The following is a 24,200-nucleotide window of genomic DNA, read 5'->3' as shown; positions in this document are numbered from 1 at the left end:
GCCAGCCCAGCGAAGCAGGAGGTGATGACAACGCACCGGCCCGACGAATCCCGTGCTGGCGAATTGACGGAACGACAGCGTCAGAATCGGGCCATCTCCGCGTCAAATCTGCGTGGAGAGCCGCGCCAAACTCGAGCTCGGGATAAAATTGCATCCTCCGACGATTGTGCCCGACCACTCCATATCCTTGAAGTCGTCGACCAGGGCGCCGGCATTTCGGCCGGGATTGGGTAAGCGGAAAAGGTGGCCATCCAAGAGACGCCATGCGGCGGCTTCTCGACCTGTTCTTGCTCGTCAGCTCGTCGTCAGCTTGCCGCAATACGATTCGCAGGTAGAGCTCGCCCAGCCAGCCCCACTCGGTCCTGGCAAGCATACGCTGGAGGCACGGGAGCGCCATGTTCAATCCGGTAATTGGCCAAGCCACGCGCGCCGATCAAGCTGATGAACTGAGTCAGTCGGCGGACAACAGCAACTTCGAGCAAGTGCTTACGGATCTCGCGCAGGAAGACGGCCTGCCTCCCGAAGAGCTGTCGGATAAAATGGGGCTCTGCTGCAGCAGGCCTCATACCTCGGATGCGAACATTCACACCTCGGTCTCTTTGGACCTCACCACCTCTTCTCTGTCTTCCGGTTCAAGTTCAGCCTCTCGGGCGGAGCCGAGCCAGCCTTTGTTCCGATACAGAACTGCAGAATTATCTGGCGCCAATGTCGATGGCATCTGCGTGGGCTTGGCAGCTGAGTGGCTCCTCAATCTCGCCGGTAGTCCATCGTCTCGAATGAGCGCGCTGGCACCGGGCGCTGAAAACCATGCCTCGGCGGCAGTGCGGCAGCAACGGTATGAAGATCTCAAGGCCTTGTTGCGAAGTGACAGGGCGGTGGAGTCTACCAACCTTCAGGCAAAAACCGCAATGTTGCGTGAGGCGGGATTAGAGCCTGCGAACAATCAGACTCAATATGAGTTTGGAACGTCCTCCGAAATTGCCCGGATAGTGAATGAAGTTACCCACTATCCATCGGTCCATCTGATCAGCCTGCGTTTTGAGCCGCGTGGCGCGCATACAATTGCGACCTCGACATCGAATGGAATGACGACCCTGTTTGATCCAAATTATGGAGAATTTACCGTTCGGTCAGACCAGATGGGCGAGTTGTTCAAAAGCCTCGTCGACCGATATAGGACCCCCCCGAACAGGCTTCGAATATCCACGGTCGTCACGCAAAGAATGACGTGAGCAACATATCTGGGCTCCGGAGGTCGGTCCGACGTCCTCGCGCGAATTGTTTTGCCTGACGGCAACGATCGAGATCGGAAACCGCATTGGTTTGAGGTGCCAACTCCGAAGCCATCGAAGATCGAATTTGCTGCCCACGCCCCGGCAGTGCTCTGAAGGTATCGCAGCTTGGCGCCGAGAGTCACGATGGTTGCGCATGAGGTGCTGTACGTTCGCGAGAATGCCTTGCTTGCTTGGAAGAGACCGACAGCTCACGCGCGACAGAGGACGCCTGCCTCAAACTTAAGGGGGCTGAGTCGCCGTACGCCAGGATTGTGCGCCGCGGGAAGGCGTAATAACGGTGTCTGTTGAATGGTCTCGGTTGAGTTGGGGCGACCACTCGACTCCTTGAGGCGCAAGATTGAAGCCGTCTCAACCTTCTAAAAGCAGGGTTAAGCTCCTGGTGTTGGTTCAATGGCCTTGTCGACCTGCGGAGGTCGGCATGTTCGCCGGCCAGTTCTCAGCGACGCGCGGAAACGACCTGCTCCGTAGCGCAATCGGGTGGTCGGTAAGGTCCGTGTTTCGCAGCAAGCTATCGGATCTCGTCCAATGAGAGCGCATGCATCCCTTTCGCGCGGGCCTATTTGATCGCTGCGCGGTCGTCCGCTTGGGCGGCATCATCTGAAACCTTGCAATGGCCGGAATGGTTGCCCGGTGTAGATCGTGAGCTCGCAGTCGCCCTGGCCGGGGCCGGTTACCCCACGAGTCGCCGTTGCTCATGAGGGAGTGAAGGGAAAAGATCCTGTGGCGGACTCCTGCCGGCCCGCGCCGAGCCCGCCTGTCAGGTTCGTGACCAGATGTCGGTAGTCGACATAAATGCAGGCCGCGGCACCGGCAAAATCAACGATTGTGAATTGGCCCGCCGCTTGCTTCTTCACGGCGACATCTCGATCGCTCCAGGGGCGATCAGTTCGATTGACTAAGCAGAGGTGGAGAGGTTGGTGCAGGTTGCGAGCTGAGGTGAACCGATACGTGAAGCGTCCAGCTAGGAGAGGGTTTAGAGGTACTCAAAGAGTATGTGACACGCTTTGAACATCCTGGCTCGAAATCCGCAACCCGATGGGATCCATAACCTGTCAAGCCGCGCGCGTATTCCCGTTGTCGTGGCGAGTTGTCTGGATGTCTATTCGGGTGTTTTCAGGATCTGTTGCTGGATGTCATTTGTGCAGATATGAGAAGAAGCCCAATCATCACGCCGCTAAACGTAGCGAACACGAATCCCGCCGACGTATATATCTCGCCCGTCAACTTGACGGCTAATGGCAGAGCACATCTTGGCCATGCTGCCGGGCCATTTCTCAGAATGGACGTCGTACAAAGGCACCTGAAGAGGGCAGGGCATCATGTTCGCTCCGGTCTGACGACCGATGGTTTCGAGAACCATGTTCTAGTCCGAGCAGCGCGCGAGAACATCGACCCGTCGGACTTGGCTCATGGCTTCCATGTCGGGATTGCTCATGATCTCGCCTCACTAGGGATCGTTTTCGATCATTTCGATGATCCAGCCCATGGCAAAAATCTTCGGCGGTTTTCCAATGTCAGCAACGCGCTCATGGATGCGTTATCTGCAGCAGGATCGCTGGAGTTTCGCGCAGCGCGGCTACCCGTCGACGATGCGGGCTCTGCTCTGACGCCAACGGAAGAGCGTTTCTGCATTGGAGGCTGGTTTGGCGCAACCTGCCCCGTATGCGAAGCATCTGCAGGGAGCTTCTTCTGCGAACAGTGTGGAGATCATTTCGAGCCAGATGAAGTGCGAAATCCGGTGTCGAGGCGAGGACGGATCCTAGAATGGACAGATAACATCTCTGCCTTTCTCTCAATCACACGAAACGACCAACTCGTTCGGGCGTGGGACGATGCGGCTATCGAACCTGGCTTTGTGGAGATAGGGAGGCGCTATATCGCACGCAAAGGGCAGCGAATGCGGTTGACCGTTCCTGGCCTGCATGGATTGGCCTGGAATTCGCAGCAGTTCAACACACGTCAGATCCTGTTTAGCTACTCCTCGTTGCTCTACGCTCATTCCCTCTATTGTGGGCATAAAGATGCGGAGGCATCCGGAACGCCAAGTGCCTTTGCGCGCAATTCCGATACTTTCTTGATCGGCGCGACCGGCATCGACAATACGATCCCGATGCTCGTGGGCGTTACCGGATGTGCATTGGGTCAGGAGTCATTTCGCCAATTTGACCGAATTTTCTTTAATCATTTCCTTCGGTTGAACGGATCGAAGTTCTCTACCAGTCGCGGCCACGTGATTTGGGCAGGTGAAATCGCTCAAGTGCCGGATATATGTATCGATATTCTCAGAGTGTGTCTGTCGGAAATCTGCCCCGAAGAAGCGGAGACCGATCTGATCCCGAATCAATTGATTGATCGCTATAATGCGATTCTCGACAAGAGCGCTGTGGTCATCAATCGTTGTACGGACATCATCAACGCGATGCCGGCTTCTGCCGCGTGTCACGTAGATGATGCGATGATGATCGCGCTGAACCGGCTGTACAACCAACAGAGCTCAGCTCTCTCGCTAGATCATCTGCGCGTGTCGCACGCGTCCAGATCGGTGACCGAATGGCTCGATTGTCTTGATTCCAATCCGAACCATCAAATCGCTTACTCATGGCTGATGGGCTTCAGTATACTGGGTTGGCCGCTGATGCCCAGGATAACAGAAGCTCTGTGGCACTGGCTCGGCCATCAAGGACATCCCATCGCAGCCTGCGCTACGCGACCCTCGTCCGAACGAAGCGGAAGCGCACCAAGAATCGATGGGCCTAGCTTGACGGCCGCAGACATTGATCGGTGCCTTCCGGGAAAAGTTGCACAATGAGAGCCGCAGGGAACATCGTCGCCGCCGAGAAATTGCCCGATGAAGTGCCGCTCGAGGTCTCGATTCCATTCATGCTTGGTAGCATCAATGTGGCCGCGTCCTATGGGGCGAGCTTCTTTCTCGTGGATGCTCTGCGCTCGGCACCACAGAGCGCATCCATAGCAGGAACAGTTATTTCGACCGGTACGGTCGCGACAATACTATGTTCGCTTGTGGCTGGCCGGATCGCCGATCTATGTGGGGTGATGCGAACGATCGTCCTTGCTGCCGTGGTGATGGCAATTGCAATGATCTGTTTTGCAGCGGCTCCAATTTTTATGTTCCTCGCTTATTTCGGTGGGCTCTCGCTCGGCATTGGATGGTCAATCTTCTATATGCTGGCGCCGCTTCAAATCCTGGAACGCGTACGGCCTGCTGCTCGTGTCAAGTATCTCACCTTGCTTTCCGGATCCCAGATGCTGGGGATCGGACTTGCTGTTCCCCTGGCGCGCACCGTCGTGGAGATTTTCGGATCCTATATCGCAGCGTACTCTCTATTCGCGGCTGCATGTCTCGTTGGCGCGATGCTGCTGGAATTGGCCGGCAGGGCACTGGCGCAGGCTCCTCAGATCAAAATGGCGGCTGTTCGACTCACGGTTGAGGGCGTGCGGGAGGCTTTCAAGTCGAACACTCGTTATCCGATCGTTATGATCGGAATCGGCGCATGCGTGTTTTCCGGTCTGTCCACGTTCCAGACGCTTTACGCTTCATCGCGGGGGCAATCCGCCGATACATTCTTTCTAGTCTTCACGTTGACAGCCGTTTTCTTGCGCTTCGCGGTGGCGCCGGTCATCGGAAAGGTCCGGCTTGAGTGGGTCGCTGCGTTTCTCATCGTGTGCACTATGGCGGGACTATTCTTGCTTTTGATGAATGCAAGGAGTGCGGACATCTACATCCTCGGTACAGCGATGTTCGCCCTTGGATACGGACTTAGCTATTCGACTCTGAACGGTATGGTTGTGCTCATTGCAGGTACAGACGGGACATCATTGGCGGTTGCGTCTCAGGTCTTCACGCTTTCCTACTTCGTTGGCCTATTCGGATTTCCATATATCGCCGGGCAGATCGTGAGCGCCCACAGCTTCGATGATTTGCTGAAGAGCATGATGATGCTTGTCGGTGGCAATGGAATCGTTCTCGCAATTCAAGTGTTTTCGACCAGCCGGGAGCGTTAAGTGGCTCATCTTGCGGATAGCGTGATGTCAAAGCAGAGCGGCGGCCATCAGGTAACGGCAATCGGCGCAGGCCCGGCGAATCTGAGCCTGGCAGCGCTCGCGGCCCCGATCCCGGAAATTTCCTTACACATCCTGGAAAGATCGGAGACGCTAAATTGGCATCCAGGTTTGCTTCTAGATGGGGCTTTCATGCAAACCAGCCCCTTAAAGGACCTGGTAACACCGGCAGATCCGACCAGTAGATATAGTTTTCTCGCCTATCTGCACGAGAAAAGACGACTTTATCAAGCCATTGTTCGAGGAATCGCTTCGGTTGGCCGGGATGAATTTGAAGATTATTTGAAATGGGCAGCAGAAAAGTTAGCGAACGTTCAATTCGGCGAACAGGTTATTTCAGTCGAACTGCGCGGCGAGGCGTTCAGTATCGCTACCAATCGCCGCAATTATCAGACCCGTACGACAGTGGTCGGCGTAGGCCGGGTGCCCTCTGTTCCTGACTGGAGCAGAAATGCACCGGAGAATCAGGTGTTTCACGCGAGTACCTTCCTCCTGCGGCGCCGCGAGTTCTCCAGCAAGCGTGTTGTTGTGGTAGGTGGTGGCCAAAGCGGAGCAGAAATATTTCTTCATCTGCTAACTGGTGCATGCGGCGCGCTGGAAGCTCTGGTCTGGGTCACGCGCCGCGCAAGCATATTTGCCCTGGAAGATAGTCCCTTCGTCAATGAGTGGTTCTTTCCACAGTATGGGGGATGGTTCCTTGAGCAAAGCGAAGCCGCCAGAAGGCAAACCCTTGAACAGCAAGCTTTGGCGAGCGATGGCGTCAACCCATCGACACTGCGCGCGATCTACAACGCACTTTACGATCGCGAAGTTTGTCGAGGTTCGTATCCCGATCGGGTCGAAATACGCGTCGACACAATGGCTGAGGAGCTGCGTGCCATATCTCCATTTCGCCTGGGGGTGCGTCAGCAGGCCACCGGCGTTCGCGCAGAACATGTCGCTGACATTATTGTGCTGGCCACGGGCTATCGTACCGAGATCCCTCCCTTTCTGGAGCCGGTCGCAAACCGGCTTTCGATTGTGAGTGCGCCTGGTGGCTCTCGGGAGATCGTGGTCGGCAAGGAGTTCAGGGCCCGGTTTGATGGCCCCGAAAGCTGCCGCTTATACGTCCAGAATGGCGCACGATTTCAACATGGCATCGCCGACACAAATCTGAGTTTGGTTCCTTGGCGGGCCTCAACGGTGCTCAACTCGATCATTGGTCGGGTGGCTTACGATTGCGGACCTGCAACAGGGGCTCTCAAGTGGAATGGTGCGGTGCCCGAGAGCGCCCGTTGAGGATCACAATGGGTAGCATGCCGCGATCCAGCTGCATGATCGGAGATACACCATGAAGAATGCTCAGCTGATGACTTTGGGGGACGTAACGGTCTATAGCCCCGGCGTACTGGTACAGGACGTCAAAGGGATAGATGATCCGGAGATCACCGTTCCGGTCGAATTCATCGAATTCCACCTCGATCCACTTGCGGTGTCGAAGCCTCATTCTCATCCTTCCACCGAGATCTGGCGAATCACGAGCGGGCGCGGTCACGTAGTGACCGACGATGGTGAGTTGGCCGTGAAGGCCGGCGATCTGGTGTTTCTGCGACCAAATCAGAGCCATCAATTGCGGAATAGTGGCAGCGAAGTTCTGAGCGCCTTCTCCATATCCTGGAAACAAGCTTAATGACTGACAATATCTATGACCTCGCAGTCATCGGGGCTGGCGTTATGGGCCTCAGTGCTGCCTTCATCGCAGCGAGCGATCGCCCGGAAAAAAGAATAGTCATCGCCGAACGAGATATCGTTGGATCTGGTACGAGCCGGTTTGCGCCTGGGATCCAGATCAACATCTGTCGTAACCAGAAGGAAAGGAGCCTCATCGACTGTGGTTCGAAATTCTGGCGCGGGATCTATCCCGACGGACAATGGCCCAAGGGACGAGACTGTGATGTGTTTTGGTTGACGCGCAATCCCGGCGAACTCGCGCGACAGAGCAGCGTGGGCCACCTGACCCCATCAACATCCTTCGCTCTTGTCGAGAGGCTATTATCGCTGCCGCAGTTCTCGGTCCCCGGCGATGTGGCCGTCGTGTTAGATCGTGGTTCGTATTGTCAAGTCGATTCCATTGTTCAGGATCTGACTCAAAGGCTCAAGACCGAAGGGGTTTCAATAAGCGAGCGTACATCGATTACAAGAATACGGAAGGGGCCGCGCAATATTCTTCTCCAGATCGCTGATAACAGCGAACTCGCGGCGAAGCGGGCCATTCTCGCAATCGGGCCATGGTTACCGGAGTCACCGTTGCGTCAGCACCTAACGGACGAACCGGGGTTGCGAGTTAAGAAGGTCGTCGCGCTCCATTTGGCCGCACGGCCCACGCCGAACTGTCCAATGATCGGGCTGTTCGATGACTACGCGTTCCTCATTCCCATGATCGAGCAAGGATACTGGCTGTTCAGCTTTACCTCGCAGGAATGGGATGTAAAGCCGGTCACCGATGAACTGCGGCTCAGTTCGGATGATCTCGCGCGTGCCAACGCAATTCTGGCCAAGTGGTTCTCCTCAGAGGTGCCAGCGGTGGCGTCAGCACGTGTGTTCTGCGACTGCTATTCGGCGGATGGTGTCCCGTTTTCCCGTCCTGCGAAAGATATCGCAGGTTTGCATGTGATCGGCGGTGGTTCGGGTAATGGGTTTCGCTTTGGGCCAGCATGTGCGCAAGAGGCGGTACGATCCCTATATTGTGCGGATAAACACGCCAGTACGGCGACATGAGGGTGGCATATGCCGGATGTGATTGGTCTCAATTCCAATCTCTCTGATAATCCGTCAGATGCCGGTTATGCCAACACATCGAGATCGACCATGGTTGTTGATCTCGGCGCGATAGAATCTAACTACCGGAAGTTTCGGATGCTGGCGCCCCAAAGCGCTTGCGGCGCAGTTCTCAAGGCAGACGCCTACGGCCTTGGCGCGCTGCGCATAGCGCCCTTTCTTGCGCGGCTTGGCTGCGGGCATTTCTTCGTGGCCGATGTGGAAGAAGGCGCGGCCTTGCGCAAGGTACTGCCACCATCTGCGAAGATCTACCTACTTCACGGGGCTATGCCCGGTTTGGAGGCGGCTATTGAGCACCATGATTTGCTGCCGATCCTGAACAGCAGGGAACAGCTGGATGCATGGCTTCGGCATTGCCGCCTTCGCAACCGGCTGTTGCCCGCAGGTATCCACGTCGACACGGGGTTATCTCGACTGGGGTTTCCCATAGATGAGCTGCAAAAAGCCGCCGAGAATGAAAGGGTGCTGTCGGATCTGCCTGTCGTCCTGTTCATGAGCCAACTCGCCTGCGCGGAGTGGCGCGACGAAATCAGTCGGCAACAATTGCATCAGTTCCGTAAACTCACCTATCTGTTTCCCAAAGCCATCCTTTCGCTATCGAACTCCGCGGGACTATTTGCCGGATGTGAATTTCATTTCGACCTCATACGGTCGGGTGGAGGAATTCTCGGCCTTTCCATATCCGGTGATCCCGACTTCAGGCCATCGCAAGTCGTCCGCCTGCGAACGCGAATCATTCAATGTCGCAGGGTAAAGGTCGGGGAAGCGATCGGATACCACAGGTCATACCCAGTGAAGAGACGGATGCGTGTCGCGACCGCCTCTATTGGTTATGCAGATGGGTTCCCCCGCAGCCTCGGCAATCGAGGTCATGTCTTCATATATGGTGCTCGCGCGCCAATCGTCGGCTTCGTTTCGATGGATCTCATCAGCATCGATGTGACGGATCTGCCCGAGAGTTCGACTGCGCCGGGTACAATGGTCGACCTGATCTGCCCCGAGCAGACGGTCGCAGATGTGGCTTTGGCCGCGAACATGCTGAGCGATGAACTGACTACAGCGATCGGACGCCGATGTCGTAGACTTTATGTTTCGGGCAAGCGGAATCAGATGAGGCGCCAGTGAACTCCTCTGCATTCCGATCTCGCCAAGTGAATCGAGCGATCTATCTGGGCGACGAAGGCATACGTCTCATGCGTCCGGGCTACTTCACGGCTCGGGTGCGTCAGTTCCATGAACGTGAGAGAGCCTTCTGTCTTGAGCTCCTGCGTTCGACCACGTACCGGCTAATTATTGAGGTAGGTTGCAGTTGCTACCGCCTTATCGGTATCAAGAACGATGACAGTCATTACCTTGGTATCGATATCAATCCACCTCGTGCACGAAGATTGAAGGAGGACAACGGGGCTGTTGTCCGCTGTGAGGCCAACAAATTCTTTAAAAGGACGCGTCTGGTCGGTGAGATCATGCGACGATACGACGGAAGAGTGCTTTGCATTCTGCCGTTCAATTTTCTTGGCACCATGGATCGTCCAATGGAATTTCTCACGCTAATGTGCCAGACGCCCTTTGATCTCGCGTTGTCGCTCTTTTCAATCAGCGAGACAGCGACCGCGGCGCGGCTAGAATATTATGATCTTTGCGGGATAAACGTTCAGGCTGTCGTGCGGACAGATGACTACGTCCGATTAGATTGCTCGAACGGCTTCCAGGCGTTTGCTTTCGATCCATGTGTTCTGACGAGCCGAATATCGGCATTTGGATTCCGCTTGAATGAGGCAAAGTACTTTGACGTCTGTAACTTCCTTCATTTCAGTAACGAGCGGGTGTGAAGGTCATTCGCGTTCGTCTTACGAGACATGCTGAGGGGGAGAGGGGGACGACGCTTGCTTCGTCGTAGGCATCAGCAGAAAAGATGAAATGCAAGTCGGTTTTGAGCATCGATTCAGTGAAGTAGGGATTGTTACGCGGATACGAGCCTTAGCAAGAGTATGCGTTCAATGTCGTCTCAAATGCGGACACCGAGAGCAAGCAACGGTCCAGAGCGAAATGCTGCAGGGGCCACCCGATCGTTTTCAACGCAAAGTCCCGCGCCGCGCGATCGTGGATCCTTCCTCCGGGGGGGCGGCAATGGAGCGTGCTCAAGGCTGACGCGATGCGCCATCATGAACTGGCAGCTTTGCGTGGTCGGCGGCTTGTTGTCGCTGACAAGGTCAGGTCATGGTCGAGGTGAGACTCGGCGCATCCGCAATGCCTGTGTGGCAGATCGCCTTCGCTCCACCTCGTGGCTGGACGTTAGACATATTGTACCAATTTAAGGTAATCGTCTGTGAGAACAGGGGAACGGATGGAGCAGGCCGCGTCTTGAAGAAAATTGGCCAGCGTCTGGCTGGCACGAGTGCGGCGTTCGATACTTAGGCGTGTCGGCGCGCGAGAACGCACAGCAGCTAGTTCGGTGCTGACCAGGTCAGCCGCCGCTGTGGCACAGTCCGAGGCAGTGAAAGTGCCAGCGGTCATGACAGCTTGTGCTAATCCCAATGTGGTGAGCCAACCTGCATGGATTAGCACAGCGCCATCTGTCTCATTGAGGCCGCGGAGCTCCTCAACGACGTCCGCATGGACTGACGCCGCACCCAGAGAGACAAAAAGATCGGCTATTTCGTCGCGTGTGGCTCTGGAAAGAAGACAGCGGCCAAGATGGGATAAAAGCGTCTCCGTTGGACCTTCGAAGATGCGGAGAATACGAGCGTCACGATAGATTTTAGCTAAGGGCGTCCCCTCGTCGTACCCTCGGCCACCCAACAGTTGGACGCATTGATCGGTGACAAGGCCGCACCATTCGGACGACAGTACCTTCGTTGCCGATGCAAGGTGGATATTGGGAGAGCCCTGCCCAGAGACGAGTCGGCAGGATGCCGTAAGCATCGCCTTCACGACTTCGCGGCGAAGTACCATCTGCCCAAACAGCTGCTCTATATAGCTGTTCTCAATCATGCGCAGCTTACCTAGGCGACGATGATTTGCATATGAAGCCGCGACCTGGATCGCGCGCTCAAGGGCGCCAAGGCCCATCGCAGCCACACCTATTCGGCCGCGGTTCATACTGGATGCCGCTGCGCCCCAACCGTCTTGGTCGCGAGAAAGCACGTAAGCACGTGGCACCTCGACATCCTGGAACTCGAGAGTATTCTGTATAATTCCACGCAAACCGAGGGTGCGATGCTCGTGCGTGACTTTAAGGCCGGGAGCCTGCCTATCAACCAGTACACCAACGAGGCGACCTTTGGCATCATGACCGGAAGCTCGCGCAAAACAAACGATCCACCGGGCCCAGTCAGCGAGGCCAATCCAAATTTTACGGCCGCAGATGCGAACCTTATCTTCATGCATGAAAGCCGAAGCTTCTATGTGCCTCGGGGCAGAACCTGCTCCAGGCTCCGTCAAAGCGAAAGCGCAAAGATCGCCGCGTGTTGCACCCCGTATGACCTGCTCTTGGTTGGGGAGATGCGGTGCCGCTTCGATGCAGGGCAAGGCCAGGAAGTTATGGATGACGAGGGTAGAGGCAGCGGAGACATCGAAAGATGCAGTGGCAGAGATGAGCTCGATGGCCTTTTGCAAGGAAAGAGCCAATCCGCCGCGATCGGCCGGTATGGTGAGCCCGAACAGTCCATGCCTTGCCAGCATGCTATGTAGGGTCGGAGGGAATGCTCGACGGTCATCCGCGTCTGCGAAATTTAACTGACTGAGGTCATCGATCAGACTGGAGTATAGGCTGGAAGCACGAACTCCGGCTGAGCGTTCCGGCGCCTCCTCGAAAACGGCGCAAACTTGAGAGGACATAGCCATACCGCCAGAATGAGGGCCCCTGCGCTTTATGCCAATTATCCCTGCGGCTGGCCCGAATACACATTGGTATAGCTCGCTCGCCAGAGCTCCCAGAATTTGTGCGGGGGACGCTAGGCAACAGGACGCCCGCGGAATTGCCGGTCAGAGCGCACCACCGGTTCTGAGGGCCCCTTTACTCCGCATTAGAACGTGGCGCCTGACGTTGTCCGCTTCCTCGATGAGCGAACGACGTGCAGCAGGCTCGTGGCACCGGTCTCTCAGCAGAGTTCTGCGAAGCGGAAGAGTCTTGATCAGATTGACGGTCTGCCACACGGCGACCCGGACCGTCGCGCCGACTGGCACCGGCGATTCCCCACATCGAGCCTTACGAAGTCCGGCCCGATCGATGTCGGAGCGATTTCGAACCGAGACGATGCGCCGACCTCGCGACAGAGGGGGGCCTAACATTCAGAAGCGAGTCAACCGCCGCTTTGGTGGAAAGAATATTGGCGCGCATCCAGTTCAGGCGGGGGTGCAAAGTCTGCTACGATCGCTTCTCGTTGGAAAACGTCGCCGAGATTTACATTTGCTAATTGCCCAGTTTGGCCCGCTCTTTATTTTCAAGCCGCCCGTCTCTTATCCCTGAGTCAGGCAAGATGGCGGCCCCAGTACCGGCCCTTGGCCCCCAGAGGTGCTGGGGCCGTTTTACAGCGGACGTCAAAAGGTTGGTCGGCAAGCTGCTTGTAGACCCCGAGGCCTTCCTCTCGCTCACTACGTTGCAGGTTATTGCCGCACCATGCTGAGCAATTTGAAGACCGACGTGGAAATTGAACTTGAGGAAGACGCCGAGGCGTCTTTCGATGTCCGCGTGCGGGATTCTCCCCGGCGACTTGGTAAGTTCACGCTCGGCGCCGCGTTGCCGTGGAGGCGGCGGCTTGAGCGTGACCCTCTCGAGGAGCAAAGCGGCTCATGTGGCTTTCTCGCGACTGTGTCGTCAAAGTCACCAAACCGCTTGAGCGTCGGCCTATGTTCGTCGGGAGCGAGGATCCATGTACGATATCTACGTGAACGATCGGAACGACCTTCTCGTCGTTCCTCGGGGCGATTCCATTCCGCTCCATTTCAACAGGAACTGGCGGAAGAAACGCGTCGTACGGTCGGTGAGCGAACAAATCCGCGAGGACATCCGGACGCACGGCTACCATCGGCGAAATGTTACAGCCAAGCCGCGTATTCGGAGAGCTTGCGCGTCCTCTCAGCCACGCGCTGAAAACGCTAGCTGACAAGGTGGCTTGATCTACAAAAGAAAAGTTCATCCGCATCTTAGGTGCAGGCGGTCATAGGCTTCATTTGCGAACCTCTGCCCTGATGGAGAGTCGAGGCTCTCGGTGCGCCAGGTCGGCGTGGGATGAAGCCGCCGTATTCGACAAGACCTCCAGAACGGCGGCTTTACAGCAGTGAAGGAACAGCAGAGGCTGGTTCAGGTCATGCGTCGCCAGAAGGCAAGCCAAACAATTCAATAAATCAGAACACGGGCGCGTCAAGCAATCAGCAGTCTGGGACTCAACAAGAATGAGCTGGCCGGGTCGAGAAGTGGCTGACCGAGTGTCGCCAGCGGTCGGCGAGCGCGATGGCTCGCCGACGCCGGGCCTTCGGCTCAGCTCGGGTTGCAAGGACGAGTTGGGTGCACTGGACAACACGAGACCGCTGACCGGGCGGCTCACTGCTTTGCTTCCAAGTCGGCCGACCTTGCGCGCATTTCCATAGCGGATTGACGTGTCCCACTCACGAACTGAATGCGCGGGGCTGGAGTTTTGGTGCTTGCCCTTGGAAACGGAGCCGATAAGCGAAATTGGAAGGTTGGGACTATAATACCGCCGTTATTGATGTGGCAATTCTCGAGAGGATTCACACCTGTTATTTTCGGAACCCAAATTTTTTCAGATCTTGCTGCTATGGGCAGGTAATTTTCATTTCGTGTTTTTTCAGCCCAACGCACGGCTGCTGATTTCGGCGACCAGCGGTTAGGCAACCTCAATCTGGCCTCAGCGGGGATTCCCCGCTGGGGTCTCTTCATTTGTGAAACCGATCCATCAGATTGGCAGTCTTGCGGCTGCGTTCAGTGCTCGGTTGGCTGTATGGGCTTTGACCGTTGCTTTTACAGCCCGGACAACTCGCCGCGCCGCTTGATCTTTGATCAAGCGAACAGCTCGCAGCAGTGGAGTATCTTTGCAGCCTCTTGTGCAAGTTGTTCCCTCGCCAGAGTCCCGCGATCTGCCTGATCGAACACTCAACAGCATCAATTACATGTCCTGCTGTTACGTCGCTCCAGGATCGATATGTCGATATCAGGAAGATGCGCTGTGAAATTGAAGGGTCCGTCCTCTTGAACACACTTCGCGGCCCGATGGCGAGGAGATGTCAGACCGAAGCCAGGAACGGTATCTGGCGCTTCGGACTGCGCATCAGAATTGTAAATGTAGGAAGGTGAAAGCCGTAGCTTGGCATTGGATATGCGTCTGCTCAGATGAGGTTCTTCGAAAAACTCGAATGAACAGTGGCAGCTTCGTCAGGCCGAATGGCCCGCAAGCCAGGGTTCCGTCACAAGCTGGGCTCCCGTTTTTGCCCTGCCGAGGTGCGGAGCGTCAGACCAGACGGCTTGGTCGGGCCAACCGCTCCTGACATGGATGACCGATGCGGCTTTCGACACCACCTGCCGTTCCAGCTCAAATGGTGTCTAGATGGTTCGCCCGAAGCTGAAAACCCTGGCATTCCTGCCAGGGCTCCGCATGTGTCGACCCTTTGATGGACGGCGTCAGAAATCCATACCGCCCATGCCGGCGCCGGGAGGGATTGCGGGGCCCACCGCGGCCTTCTTCGGCAGTTCGGCGACCATCGCTTCCGTGGTGATCAGCAGAGCTGCCACGGAGGACGCGTTCTGGACCGCGATGCGCACGACTTTGGTCGGGTCGATAATGCCCTTGGAGACGAGATTGCTGTACTCGCCCGTCTGGGCATCGAAGCCGAAAGAATATTGCTCGTTCTCGAGGACTTTGCCGACCACGATCGAGCCGTCTTCGCCGGCGTTGATCGCGATCTGGCGGGCCGGCCAGGACAGCGCCTTGCGCACGATCTCGACGCCGGTCTTCTGGTCGTCGTTCTTGGTACGCAGGCCCTTGAGCTGCTCGGAGGCACGGAGCAGGGCGACGCCGCCGCCCGGCAGGATACCTTCCTCGACAGCCGCACGGGTCGCATGCATCGCGTCGTCAACGCGATCCTTGCGCTCCTTCACCTCGACCTCAGTCGCGCCGCCGACGCGGATCACCGCGACGCCGCCCGCGAGCTTGGCGAGACGCTCCTGCAGCTTCTCACGGTCATAGTCCGAGGTGGTCTCCTCGATCTGCGCCTTGATCTGGGCAACGCGGGCGTCGATGTCGGCCTTTTTGCCGGCGCCGTTGACGATCGTGGTGTTCTCCTTGTCGATCATCACCTTCTTGGCGCGACCGAGCATCTGCAGCGTAACGTTCTCGAGCTTGATGCCGAGGTCTTCCGAGATGGCCTGGCCGCCGGTCAGGATCGCGATGTCCTGCAGCATGGCCTTGCGGCGATCGCCGAAGCCCGGAGCCTTGACGGCCGCGACCTTCAGGCCGCCACGCAGGCGGTTGACGACGAGGGTGGCGAGCGCTTCGCCTTCGACGTCTTCGGCGACGATCACCAGCGGCTTGCCGGTCTGCACCACGGCCTCGAGCAGCGGCAGCAGCTCGTTCAGCGAGGAGAGCTTCTTCTCGTTGATCAGGATGTAGGCGTCGTCCATCTCAACGCGCATCTTGTCGGCGTTGGTGACGAAGTAGGGCGAGATGTAGCCGCGGTCGAACTGCATGCCCTCGACGACGTCGAGCTCGGTCTCGAGCGACTTGGCTTCCTCGACCGTGATCACGCCCTCGTTGCCGACCTTCTTCATGGCGTCGGCGAGGAACTTGCCGATCTCGGCATCGCCGTTGGCCGAAATGGTGCCGACCTGGGCGATTTCCTCGTTCGAGGTGACCTTCTTCGAGTTCTTCTGGAGGTCCGCAACGACGGCTTCGACCGCGAGGTCGATACCGCGCTTCAGATCCATCGGGTTCATGCCGGCGGCGACCGACTTGGCGCCTTCGCGCACGATTGCGGCCGCAAGCACGGTCGCCGTGGTGGTGCCGTCGCCGGCCGCGTCGGCAGCCTTGGAGGCGACCTCGCGCACCATCTGGGCGCCCATGTTCTCGAACTTCTCCTCCAGCTCGACCTCCTTGGCGACGGCGACGCCGTCCTTGGTGATGCGGGGAGCGCCGAACGACTTGTCAAGCACCACGTTGCGGCCCTTCGGACCGAGCGTGACCTGCACCGCGTTGGCGAGGATGTCGACACCACGCAGCATGCGGTCGCGCGCGTCTACTCCGAATTTGACTTCTTTGGCTGACATAAACAATTCCTTCGGTTTATTCTCTCATCCTTCGGCGCGCCGGGCAGACGCGCGTCGGGGTAAGGTGTGCGAGTAGCCGGGTCAGGCGGCCTTCTTCTTGGAAAACACATCGGTGAGAACGCCCATGATGTCGCTTTCCTTCATGATCAACAGCTCCTGGCTGTCGACCTTGACCTCGGTGCCCGACCACTTGCCGAACAGGACACGATCGCCGACCTGGACGTCGATCGGAATCAGCTTGCCGGTCTCATCGCGGCCGCCGGGGCCGACGGCGATGACTTCGCCTTGCGAGGGCTTCTCCTTGGCTGTGTCGGGAATGATGATACCGCCAGCGGTCTTCTCTTCAGCGTCGATGCGCCTGACCACGACGCGGTCGTGAAGCGGACGGAAATTCATACGGACCTCCTGAGCATTTGAACGAGTTGGCGTTTCGCCATTGCAACAGTATCGGTGATAGCAAGAGCCAGGCCAACGATGAGGAGCGCCCCTTGCCTGCAGTTCGGCTGAATCGCGCGCCTGGACTGCGCGTGTCCTAGGTCGGAAGCAGACGTCATCATGTCTAGAGACAGCCAAGCTGTTGCGAAAATGACATTGCGTTTCGTCAACACAACCACATTCCCCCTATACCCTTATCTTGCGGTCTCTGGATGCACGCCGCGGGTCCGCGAAGTGAAGGGTAGCGTAGCGTGACCCGCGGTCGACGGCCCGAATTGGCGTAGCCTTCCGGAACCGAGCCGATTCGTCGGGAGCGACCTATGGACTGCTGGGACCCGACCACCTGGGAGGCCGCGTGCCCCGTCGGAGTGGCCGTGATCGATGCTCCTTAGAGTTCGCGCCGCACCAATGCTGTTTTCTCCGAGCGCCGGAGTACATGGATCGGCGAACGTTGCGGTGAGTTCTGCGACCATCATTCAGCGGCGGTCAGCGTGGCCTGGGCGCGCTCTCAGGATCGCCCGGCGTGATCGCGCTCCTTCAGGCCAAACAGCCTAAAAGTCGTGAGCCGAAGGATCGTGAGTGCGCGAATCTGGAACGCCGACTATCAGATGGCAGGGCGACATTGGCTGGGCTGCAACTGCGATCGACGGTGATTGGTCATCGTTGCGCAGGAGCGGTCACTCTGTCCTCGACCGCTCCATCGAGAGCCGCCGACGGGTAATGCGCCGGCACGACGATGTTTACAGGAAGACGATCTTTAGTCTCTAGGGCGAGGGACCGCACACCGGCATGGCCTTTCGCTTCTCGTGCACGCTTTCCGATTTACGTCCTTCCGGATAGCTCTGTCGCCCCAGGACAATTGCTGCGGCTTTCGCCGCGACGGACTGCCGTTTGGTATCAGCGTCCAGATGGCGATGGATAAGGAAGGCCGGGCATATGAATTATATACGTTGATATACGTTGTGCGGGGGCGTCTGGCATGTGATTGCGGCTTCGAGCAGGAAATTTCAACTATCGGGGGAAAGACCGGTGTCTTCTGTGGAAATACATCAGCACATTGTTTCCCTTCTTCAGAAGTCGGATCCGGTGATCCTGGATATCGGATGCAACGACGGGACCGACACACAACACTTTCTCAACCTGTGCCCGCAAGCGCAGCTCTACTGCTTCGAGCCTGACCCCAGAGCGATCGTGAGGTTCAAGAAGAAGTTGGGCCCATCTCTCGACAAGGTGAAGTTGCTCGAAATCGCGATCAGTGATCGAAACGGGATGATCGAATTCCATCCAAGCAATGCAGATGGCGATGCGAAGGAATGGGACCTTTCCGGCTCGATACGCCGCCCGAAAAATCATCTGACTGAGTATGATTGGGTTCGTTTCGATCGTCCCGTCCCGGTTCAAACGCGCAGGCTTGACGATTGGTGCAACGAAGCCGGGCTGAACAGGGTCGATTTCATCTGGATGGATGTCCAGGGAGCCGAAGCCGACGTCATCGCCGGCGGCATGCAGACCGTCAGCAACACGCGCTTCATCTACACGGAATACAGCGACCGCGAGCTCTACGAAGGGCAGCTGTCCCTCCAGGCCATTCTTGGCCTGTTGCCATCGTTCGAAGTGGCGGCGCACTATCCGCACGACGTGGAAGGCGATGTATTGCTTAAAAATACGCGCTTCTAGCGGCTACTTGAATACGGCGCTCGTTCGTTGCTGGAAGACTGATTTGCGCAGTTTATGCCGCCCAAAGCTGCACAACCAGTGATCAATAGGACGAACAGATATAGCTGGTCGGACAAGCTTACGAGCGTCCTTTTTGTTCGCGGCTACTGTTGCAGATCCCGCCGATGGCGGCCACGTCGAGGCTTTGGTGAGTGTCTGACAATCACCGGCTTAGCGAGCCGGCACGACCGGCGATTTTGCGGTCAGTCGCCCGAGCCGTTTCAGATGCTTGAATCAGCACTACCAGCCGGCGCTCCAAGCGTTTAAGCGTCTGAACGGCTGCTGTATGTTCTGGGCCTCTTGGAAGCTGGTGCACTCGTTCGAACAAATGCCAAAGCAATTGCATGAGTTCGCGTAGCTCCTTGAGTTGGTCGGATTTCATCACGCACTAGGCGCCGCTATTGTGTTGCATGCCGTGAGTTGATGCTCACGCCGTCCCTGGCCTCTTCCATTCTTCGAATGGTCAGCATCTGGGGACAACTTGGTCGTCGCAGGCGTCATTTGAAACTCCCTTTATCCATGCGAGCATAACCGCAGCAGCCGATCATCCCGCGGGGTCTCCTCGGTCGTTCCGGGACGAATTAATCTCACGGCCAGGGCTTGGCAAGGACCGTGCCATCGCCAGCCCTGTGCAAAAAGCCATGTGAGGATGCTGTTTGCCTTTTGGTCAGTTCGAAAGTCGCGGCAGTGGACCAGCGCGACTGATGAAATGAGCCTGCGCCGCCACTTCAGCGAGATAGTCATCCACCGCGGTTCGCGCGAGGGCGCTGCCGGGGTGACGGAAGTGCACGGAAATTCCGTCCTGCCAGCGACTGATCCACAGGTACGTCTCGCAAGCATCAGAACTACGACTGATCAGAAATCGTGTCCGCCACTGCGGCCACAGGTCTGACCCGGGCACAGTGCGATTGTCCATATAAGAGACCATGAAACGGTCGCGCAGCGCGGTGCCGAGCAACTCCATCGCTTTTGGAAATGGCACCTGAGCGGTTTTCTTGGCTCGCTTGAGCTCGAGTCGCGCGGCGCGCAGGAGTTGCGGCAACGTGCCAGCCAGGCGGAAACTCACCGGGCTCATCCCGACATACCATCCAACCGAGCGCATCGAGCGCAGATCGTACCGCGTGTGAAAGGGGGCAACGGCGAGGAATTCTTGTTGGTCTGCCAGCGTCTTTCCGGCGAGCGCCAGACAGGCGAATAATCCCGTCGTAGCGTTTCCGCCCTGGGACCTGCAGCCGCGATCGAACTCAGATGCTTGTGCCGCATCGAGCAGCCACATTCGTCCTGTGCGTTGTAAGGTCCCCTCCGGCGCACCGAGTGGTAGCGGAAAATCCGGCAATTGACCGCCGTTTGCGTCGATCAGCGCGCGCCAGTGAGCGATAGCAGGATGATCATCGGTCAAATCGCTCAGTCGCTCTCGTTCGGATTCAGCGTGGTCCAGATAGCTGCTCACCGGTGCCAGCTCGGGCGCCACTCCCAGGATTGCGGCTGTGTACAGCTCGCGGATTTCGTATGGCACCAAAGCGATGGAGTAGGCATCGCTGACGGAGTGGTCGCAGGCCAAGATGAGGCTTGTCGATGTCGGCCGGGTGATCGTCACGAAGACATATGCCGGCCAGGTCAGCGGCTTGGTCTCTGCGTCAAACAGCTCTTCCAGTAATTGAGCTATTTCATCGGGATCGGCGCAGTCATCCACCACGGTATTTTCAAGCGCTGCCGCGCCTGGATCAATCGTGACACGACGAATTGCCGATCCATCCTTGACCAACCGGCTGCGTAGCGCCTCGTGCCGGTCGACCCAGCCAAGGATCGATTTGGTCAGCGCAGCGCTGTTGAACTCGCCCGGCAAGTCGAAGGCGGTGCCGAGCCAGCCGGGCAGGCCATCGTGTGCAAAGCGAAGATGGTCCTCCTGAACATGGGACGGACGGCGCGGGTCGGTCCGCCAGCTGACCGGGTCGGGAACGCTGACCCGCCACACCATCAGCCGACCCGGCTGCCGATCAGTATCGCACAATTGCTTGATGTCCATGAAGGGCCGTCACGATGGTTACAGATGCAAGCTACGCATGCGGCGCAGCGGCGAGCGCCAGATCCAGACTATCGAGGCGGTGCCAAGCACACTGCTCGCCAGCAACATGGTGCGCAGGGTCGTTGCAGCAGCGGCCGCGCCGCCGACCAGTGCGCCCAACGAGCCCAGTCCCCACACGACGCTGCGGATGCTCGCGTTGACCCGGCCTTGCAGGTGCTGTGGGATCAACGCATATCGAATTGGAACTTGCTGCACGTGGTAGAGTCCCTGGCCGATCCACAGAATGAATTGGGAGAGCGCCACGCATGCCACTGCTGCCCACCAGGGCCCGGTGAACAGGCTGGCAAGGCTCATGCCTGCCGCGCTTATCGCCAAACCGGTCATTAATACGGGACCAAGCCCAATCGTCCGGCCCGCCCACGGTGATCCCGCCGCGCCCACCACACCGCCGAGGGCACCGATACCGAGCACCATGCCGACGATTCGGCTGTCGAACTCGAGAGTCCTGGTCAGATGCAGGAGAAAAGCTGCAGAATACGCGTTGTGCCAAAAGATGAATGTGCCGGTGGCTAGGGTAACGGCCCTTAAAACTGGATTGCCGAACACACTCGCCAACCCTTCTGCCATTTGGACGAGCACAGTGCTCGAGGGGGCCGCTGACCATGAGGTGGCACGCATCGGCACCAGCGAGAGCAACGCGGCGGCAAGCAGAAATGAGACGGAGTCGGCCAGGATTGCGGTTGGAGCGGAGAAGGCGTTGATGAGCCAGCCGGCCAGGAACGGACCTGCGGCCATCGCGGTCGCTTGGCTGAACTCCAATGAGCTCTGCGCCCGAACCAGCTGAGATCGATCCAGGACTGTGGGTATGCACGCCAGATAAGCCACGTCGGCGATCACCGCGGCTACCCCAACCAGCACGGTTGTCACGTACAGCTGAACCATTCCCAGATGTCCAAGGCTGGCGCACAACGGAATGGTGGCGAGCGTTACCGCCATCACCACATTGGCCGTCAGAAGGATTTGTCGGTGCGGGAGACGGTCGACGATGACCCCGGCGAACAGGCTCACGAAAAGGCACGGTGCCCGACCGCAGGCCAGCAAGAGCCCCGCCTGCGCCGGTCCGGCATCCAGCAGGGTAATTGCAGTCAGCGGCAGCGCCAGCATGGTTACGTTGGAGCCCAGCAAGGAAATGGTCTGGCCGACGAGCAGCGCAAGGTAGCTGCTTGGCAGCCGATGAGGTGCACCAGATCGGCGCCGGCGGCTCACGCGTCGCCAGACGGCGTTGAGGCGGACAGATAGCTTAGTCGGGCCAGTTCACTTCCGGCGATCTCCTCGAACTCCGAAATCTGAGCTGGCGTCAAATCCTGGACGTGGCGACCGATCCGCCCCTGATGCAGCGGCTTTCCCGCAGCCTCGGCTGCCGGGTGGTCGTGCGGTTGTTCGAACAATGCGTGTTCATATTCAGCGTGACGCAGCACGGCCTCGTCCCAAGGCAAGCCGAGGTAATCCAAAATCGTCGCCAGAGTAGTGCGGGGACTGCCTACAAGGTCCTCGTAACGCACCTCGAGGTAACGGCCAGGCGGCGCAATTCTGTGCGGCCGGGATACCACTTCAAGCCAGCCCTGCGCGGCATCGGCAATTGTTCGGTACCCCCAATCGGGAACTGTCCTCAGATGAGAGGCGGCAACGTCGCGGCCGTCCCGCACGATATGCACGAAATGTGCACGCGGCCACAGGCGGGCGAAGTCGTCGATCCGGGTGATCTTCCGCTGCAGTTTCAATCCCCAGCGTTGCGCTCCGCTGCGCACCCGGCGCAACTCACCGATCTCGTTGATGAGATGGCATCGATCGGCGAACGAGACAATGTCATTGCCCGTGACGACCATGACCTTGCCGACCAGTTCGCGCACGTCATCGAAGTCGAGACCGAAGCGGCGGCACTGCACCACAAAATGCATCCCGTCATACCAGAACGGATCGATTGTGTTCTTGCTTGCGCCCACGCCCCACTAATCGGCGGCCGCCAGCTGATCGATGGCACCCAGAATGTGCGGCCCGAGGTTGGGCGGTTCGAGGAAGTCGATCTCTGGCCCGGCTACCAGATCCAGATGCGAATCGAGCACGACACTCAGCAGGGTGGTGCCCGACCGGTTGTCGCCGCCGAGCAGCACCGGCGATGTGGAAAATGGGTCCGGCTGCGACATGGTCTTGTTCCCTGTTCGACATGCGTGCTTGTCAGTGGACGGGCGCATTGAACCAGCGCCGAACCGCTCCCGGGGTGGCAACGAAATGATCTCTGGCGAACCGTACTGCAGCTGCGACTGCGTCCGGGTCGCGAGCCGGGTTCTCCATGCGGGACAGCGCCGCCGCAAGGGCCTCTCCAGCTGCTTCGACGGCGGCCTGCACATCGGCATCGGACACAGCCGCCGAGGGCATAAAGCGCCCGCCATACTGCATCAGGAAGCCGCGACCCCACATTTCCTGGAAGAAGGCATGGCCAAGTTCGGGGTCAGCAAATACGACATCGAACATGGTGGGCCAGGCAAACGCCCATGCCGCGACCTGCTGTCTTGTGAAGACGCCGTTGAGCCCCTTGATCAATTGCTCGCCGACCTCGCCCATCCGGGCCAGCGCGGTCCCGTCGCGCAGGGCGTGCAGGGTGCTCAATGCGGCGGCGAACGGGGTGACTTCGCGCTGGTAGGTGTTTCCCATGTATGTCTTTTCGGCCGCGGCGAGTACGTCCGCCCGGCCCGCGACTGCCGACAGTGCCATTCCGTTCGCCAGTCCTTTGCTCAGTGTAATCAGATCGGGCGTGAGGCCGATCGCCATGTGGTACCCGCCAAGGGCGTAGCGAAATCCGGTCATCACCTCGTCAAGAATAAGCAGGGCGCCGTGCCGATGCACCAGCCTCTGCAGTTCCTGATGGTATTCAGGCGGGAAGAAGTTGACCTCCGGGGTGACGATCACCGCGGCGACGCGCTGGACACTTGCCAGCTCGTCGAGCAAGTCGAGGTTGTAGCGGAAATCCACGCTGTCGCGGTCCCGATTGGGCAGCCCCATCTCGGGGCGGTCCTGCAACTGCCAGTCATGCCAGCCGTGATATCCGCTGGTCAGTACATGGTTGAGGCCCGTGAACGCGCGGGCAAGGCGCACGGCTGCGGTGGTAGCGCAAGATCCGGTGCGGAAAAACATTGAGCGTTCCGCGACGGGGAAGATCTCCGCCAGCCGTTCGGCCAATTCGACCCGGTGCACGGACAGCGGTCCGGGCAGAATCCCGCCGGTGCGGCGCATCTCAGCGGCTGCGTGCGCCACGACCGGCTCAAATCCGGCCCCGAGCGGCGCGGCACCGCTACAGGAAGTGAAATCGACGTATTGCTTTCCATCGATGTCCCATGCATGCGCGCCTGACGCGCGCGTCATCACGACCGGAAAACGCCTGTTGAGATCCCACTTCTGCGAAGCGGTGACGCGTAGCGCCCGTCGCAGTGCCGATCCATGCCCGTCGGTCGCGGTCACGGCGGCAGTAGGCGTGCTGATCGACAAAACCCGT

The 24,200-nt window shown here is 58.3% G+C and carries 18 protein-coding genes; 9 read left to right on the top strand and 9 right to left on the bottom strand.

Annotated elements, in window-relative coordinates; genetic code table 11:
• The first annotated feature begins 395 nt into the window (after positions 1-395).
• Entirely contained in the window at positions 396-1,232 is an 837-nt protein-coding gene (locus J2R80_RS40160; protein ID WP_253640585.1) for a YopT-type cysteine protease domain-containing protein, read from the top strand.
• A gap of 755 nt (positions 1,233-1,987) precedes the next feature.
• Here the strand turns inward: J2R80_RS40160 and J2R80_RS40155 are convergent.
• Complete coding sequence (locus J2R80_RS40155; protein ID WP_253640584.1) at positions 1,988-2,149, bottom strand: hypothetical protein; 162 nt, start codon at positions 2,147-2,149, stop codon at positions 1,988-1,990.
• A 269-nt stretch (positions 2,150-2,418) separates the two neighbouring features.
• Between J2R80_RS40155 and J2R80_RS40150 the strand changes: the two genes are divergently transcribed.
• Genes J2R80_RS40150 through J2R80_RS40120 form a run of 7 tightly spaced genes read left to right on the top strand, consistent with a single transcriptional unit; the run spans position 2,419 to position 10,024 of the window.
• Complete coding sequence (locus J2R80_RS40150; protein ID WP_253640583.1) at positions 2,419-4,104, top strand: class I tRNA ligase family protein; 1,686 nt, start codon at positions 2,419-2,421, stop codon at positions 4,102-4,104.
• Positions 4,101-5,318 carry an MFS transporter gene (locus J2R80_RS40145; RefSeq protein ID WP_253640582.1) on the top strand — a complete coding sequence of 406 codons (1,218 nt, stop codon included), beginning with the start codon at positions 4,101-4,103 and terminating at the stop codon, positions 5,316-5,318. Before J2R80_RS40150 ends, J2R80_RS40145 begins: the two co-directional genes overlap by 4 nt.
• Positions 5,319-5,342: 24 nt before the next feature.
• Positions 5,343-6,653 (top strand): lysine N(6)-hydroxylase/L-ornithine N(5)-oxygenase family protein, encoded by a 1,311-nt coding sequence (locus tag J2R80_RS40140; RefSeq protein WP_253640581.1) that lies wholly within the window; start codon positions 5,343-5,345, stop codon positions 6,651-6,653.
• Between the two features lie 52 nt (positions 6,654-6,705).
• Positions 6,706-7,044, top strand: coding sequence for a cupin domain-containing protein (locus J2R80_RS40135; protein WP_253640580.1), 339 nt, complete (start codon positions 6,706-6,708; stop codon positions 7,042-7,044).
• The gene (locus J2R80_RS40130; RefSeq protein ID WP_253640579.1) at positions 7,044-8,132 is read left to right on the top strand and encodes an FAD-binding oxidoreductase; all 1,089 of its coding nucleotides are present in this window, start codon (positions 7,044-7,046) and stop codon (positions 8,130-8,132) included. Before J2R80_RS40135 ends, J2R80_RS40130 begins: the two co-directional genes overlap by 1 nt.
• Before the next feature lie 9 nt (positions 8,133-8,141).
• On the top strand, positions 8,142-9,317 hold the full coding sequence (alr, locus tag J2R80_RS40125; protein ID WP_253640578.1) for an alanine racemase: 1,176 nt from the start codon (positions 8,142-8,144) through the stop codon (positions 9,315-9,317).
• A gap of 26 nt (positions 9,318-9,343) precedes the next feature.
• Positions 9,344-10,024, top strand: a complete 681-nt coding sequence (locus tag J2R80_RS40120) for a hypothetical protein (RefSeq protein WP_253640577.1) — start codon at positions 9,344-9,346, stop codon at positions 10,022-10,024.
• 463 nt (positions 10,025-10,487) lie between these two features.
• On the opposite strand, the gene J2R80_RS40115 is transcribed toward J2R80_RS40120, so the two are convergent.
• From J2R80_RS40115 to J2R80_RS40105, 3 genes are all read right to left on the bottom strand, one after another.
• Positions 10,488-12,032 carry an acyl-CoA dehydrogenase family protein gene (locus J2R80_RS40115; RefSeq protein WP_256527898.1) on the bottom strand — a complete coding sequence of 515 codons (1,545 nt, stop codon included), beginning with the start codon at positions 12,030-12,032 and terminating at the stop codon, positions 10,488-10,490.
• Between the two features lie 2,800 nt (positions 12,033-14,832).
• Positions 14,833-16,473 (bottom strand): chaperonin GroEL, encoded by a 1,641-nt coding sequence (gene groL / locus J2R80_RS40110; RefSeq protein ID WP_253640575.1) that lies wholly within the window; start codon positions 16,471-16,473, stop codon positions 14,833-14,835.
• Positions 16,474-16,554: 81 nt separating this feature from the next.
• On the bottom strand, positions 16,555-16,869 hold the full coding sequence (locus J2R80_RS40105; protein WP_253640574.1) for a co-chaperone GroES: 315 nt from the start codon (positions 16,867-16,869) through the stop codon (positions 16,555-16,557).
• Between the two features lie 1,068 nt (positions 16,870-17,937).
• On the opposite strand from J2R80_RS40105, the gene J2R80_RS40100 reads away from it, so the two are divergent.
• On the top strand, positions 17,938-18,585 hold the full coding sequence (locus J2R80_RS40100; protein WP_309143789.1) for an FkbM family methyltransferase: 648 nt from the start codon (positions 17,938-17,940) through the stop codon (positions 18,583-18,585).
• A gap of 706 nt (positions 18,586-19,291) precedes the next feature.
• Here J2R80_RS40100 and J2R80_RS40095 read toward each other — a convergent pair.
• Genes J2R80_RS40095 through J2R80_RS40075 form a run of 5 tightly spaced genes read right to left on the bottom strand, consistent with a single transcriptional unit; the run spans position 19,292 to position 24,193 of the window.
• Complete coding sequence (locus J2R80_RS40095) at positions 19,292-20,650, bottom strand: condensation domain-containing protein (RefSeq protein WP_253640572.1); 1,359 nt, start codon at positions 20,648-20,650, stop codon at positions 19,292-19,294.
• 18 nt (positions 20,651-20,668) lie between these two features.
• On the bottom strand, positions 20,669-21,916 hold the full coding sequence (locus J2R80_RS40090) for an MFS transporter (protein WP_253640571.1): 1,248 nt from the start codon (positions 21,914-21,916) through the stop codon (positions 20,669-20,671).
• Entirely contained in the window at positions 21,913-22,653 is a 741-nt protein-coding gene (locus J2R80_RS40085; protein ID WP_253640570.1) for a sulfotransferase, read from the bottom strand. Before J2R80_RS40085 ends, J2R80_RS40090 begins: the two co-directional genes overlap by 4 nt.
• A gap of 6 nt (positions 22,654-22,659) precedes the next feature.
• Complete coding sequence (locus tag J2R80_RS40080) at positions 22,660-22,854, bottom strand: sulfotransferase (protein ID WP_253640569.1); 195 nt, start codon at positions 22,852-22,854, stop codon at positions 22,660-22,662.
• A 31-nt stretch (positions 22,855-22,885) separates the two neighbouring features.
• A complete protein-coding gene (locus J2R80_RS40075; protein ID WP_253640568.1) occupies positions 22,886-24,193 on the bottom strand; it encodes an aminotransferase class III-fold pyridoxal phosphate-dependent enzyme in 1,308 nt (435 codons plus the stop codon).
• Between the last annotated feature and the right edge of the window lie 7 nt (positions 24,194-24,200).

The sequence above is a fragment of the Bradyrhizobium sp. USDA 4541 genome, assembly GCF_024171085.1.
Lineage (GTDB): Bacteria > Pseudomonadota > Alphaproteobacteria > Rhizobiales > Xanthobacteraceae > Bradyrhizobium > Bradyrhizobium australafricanum.
Note: the sequence above shows the minus strand (reverse complement) of the source record. Positions and strands in the feature narration are given on the sequence as shown.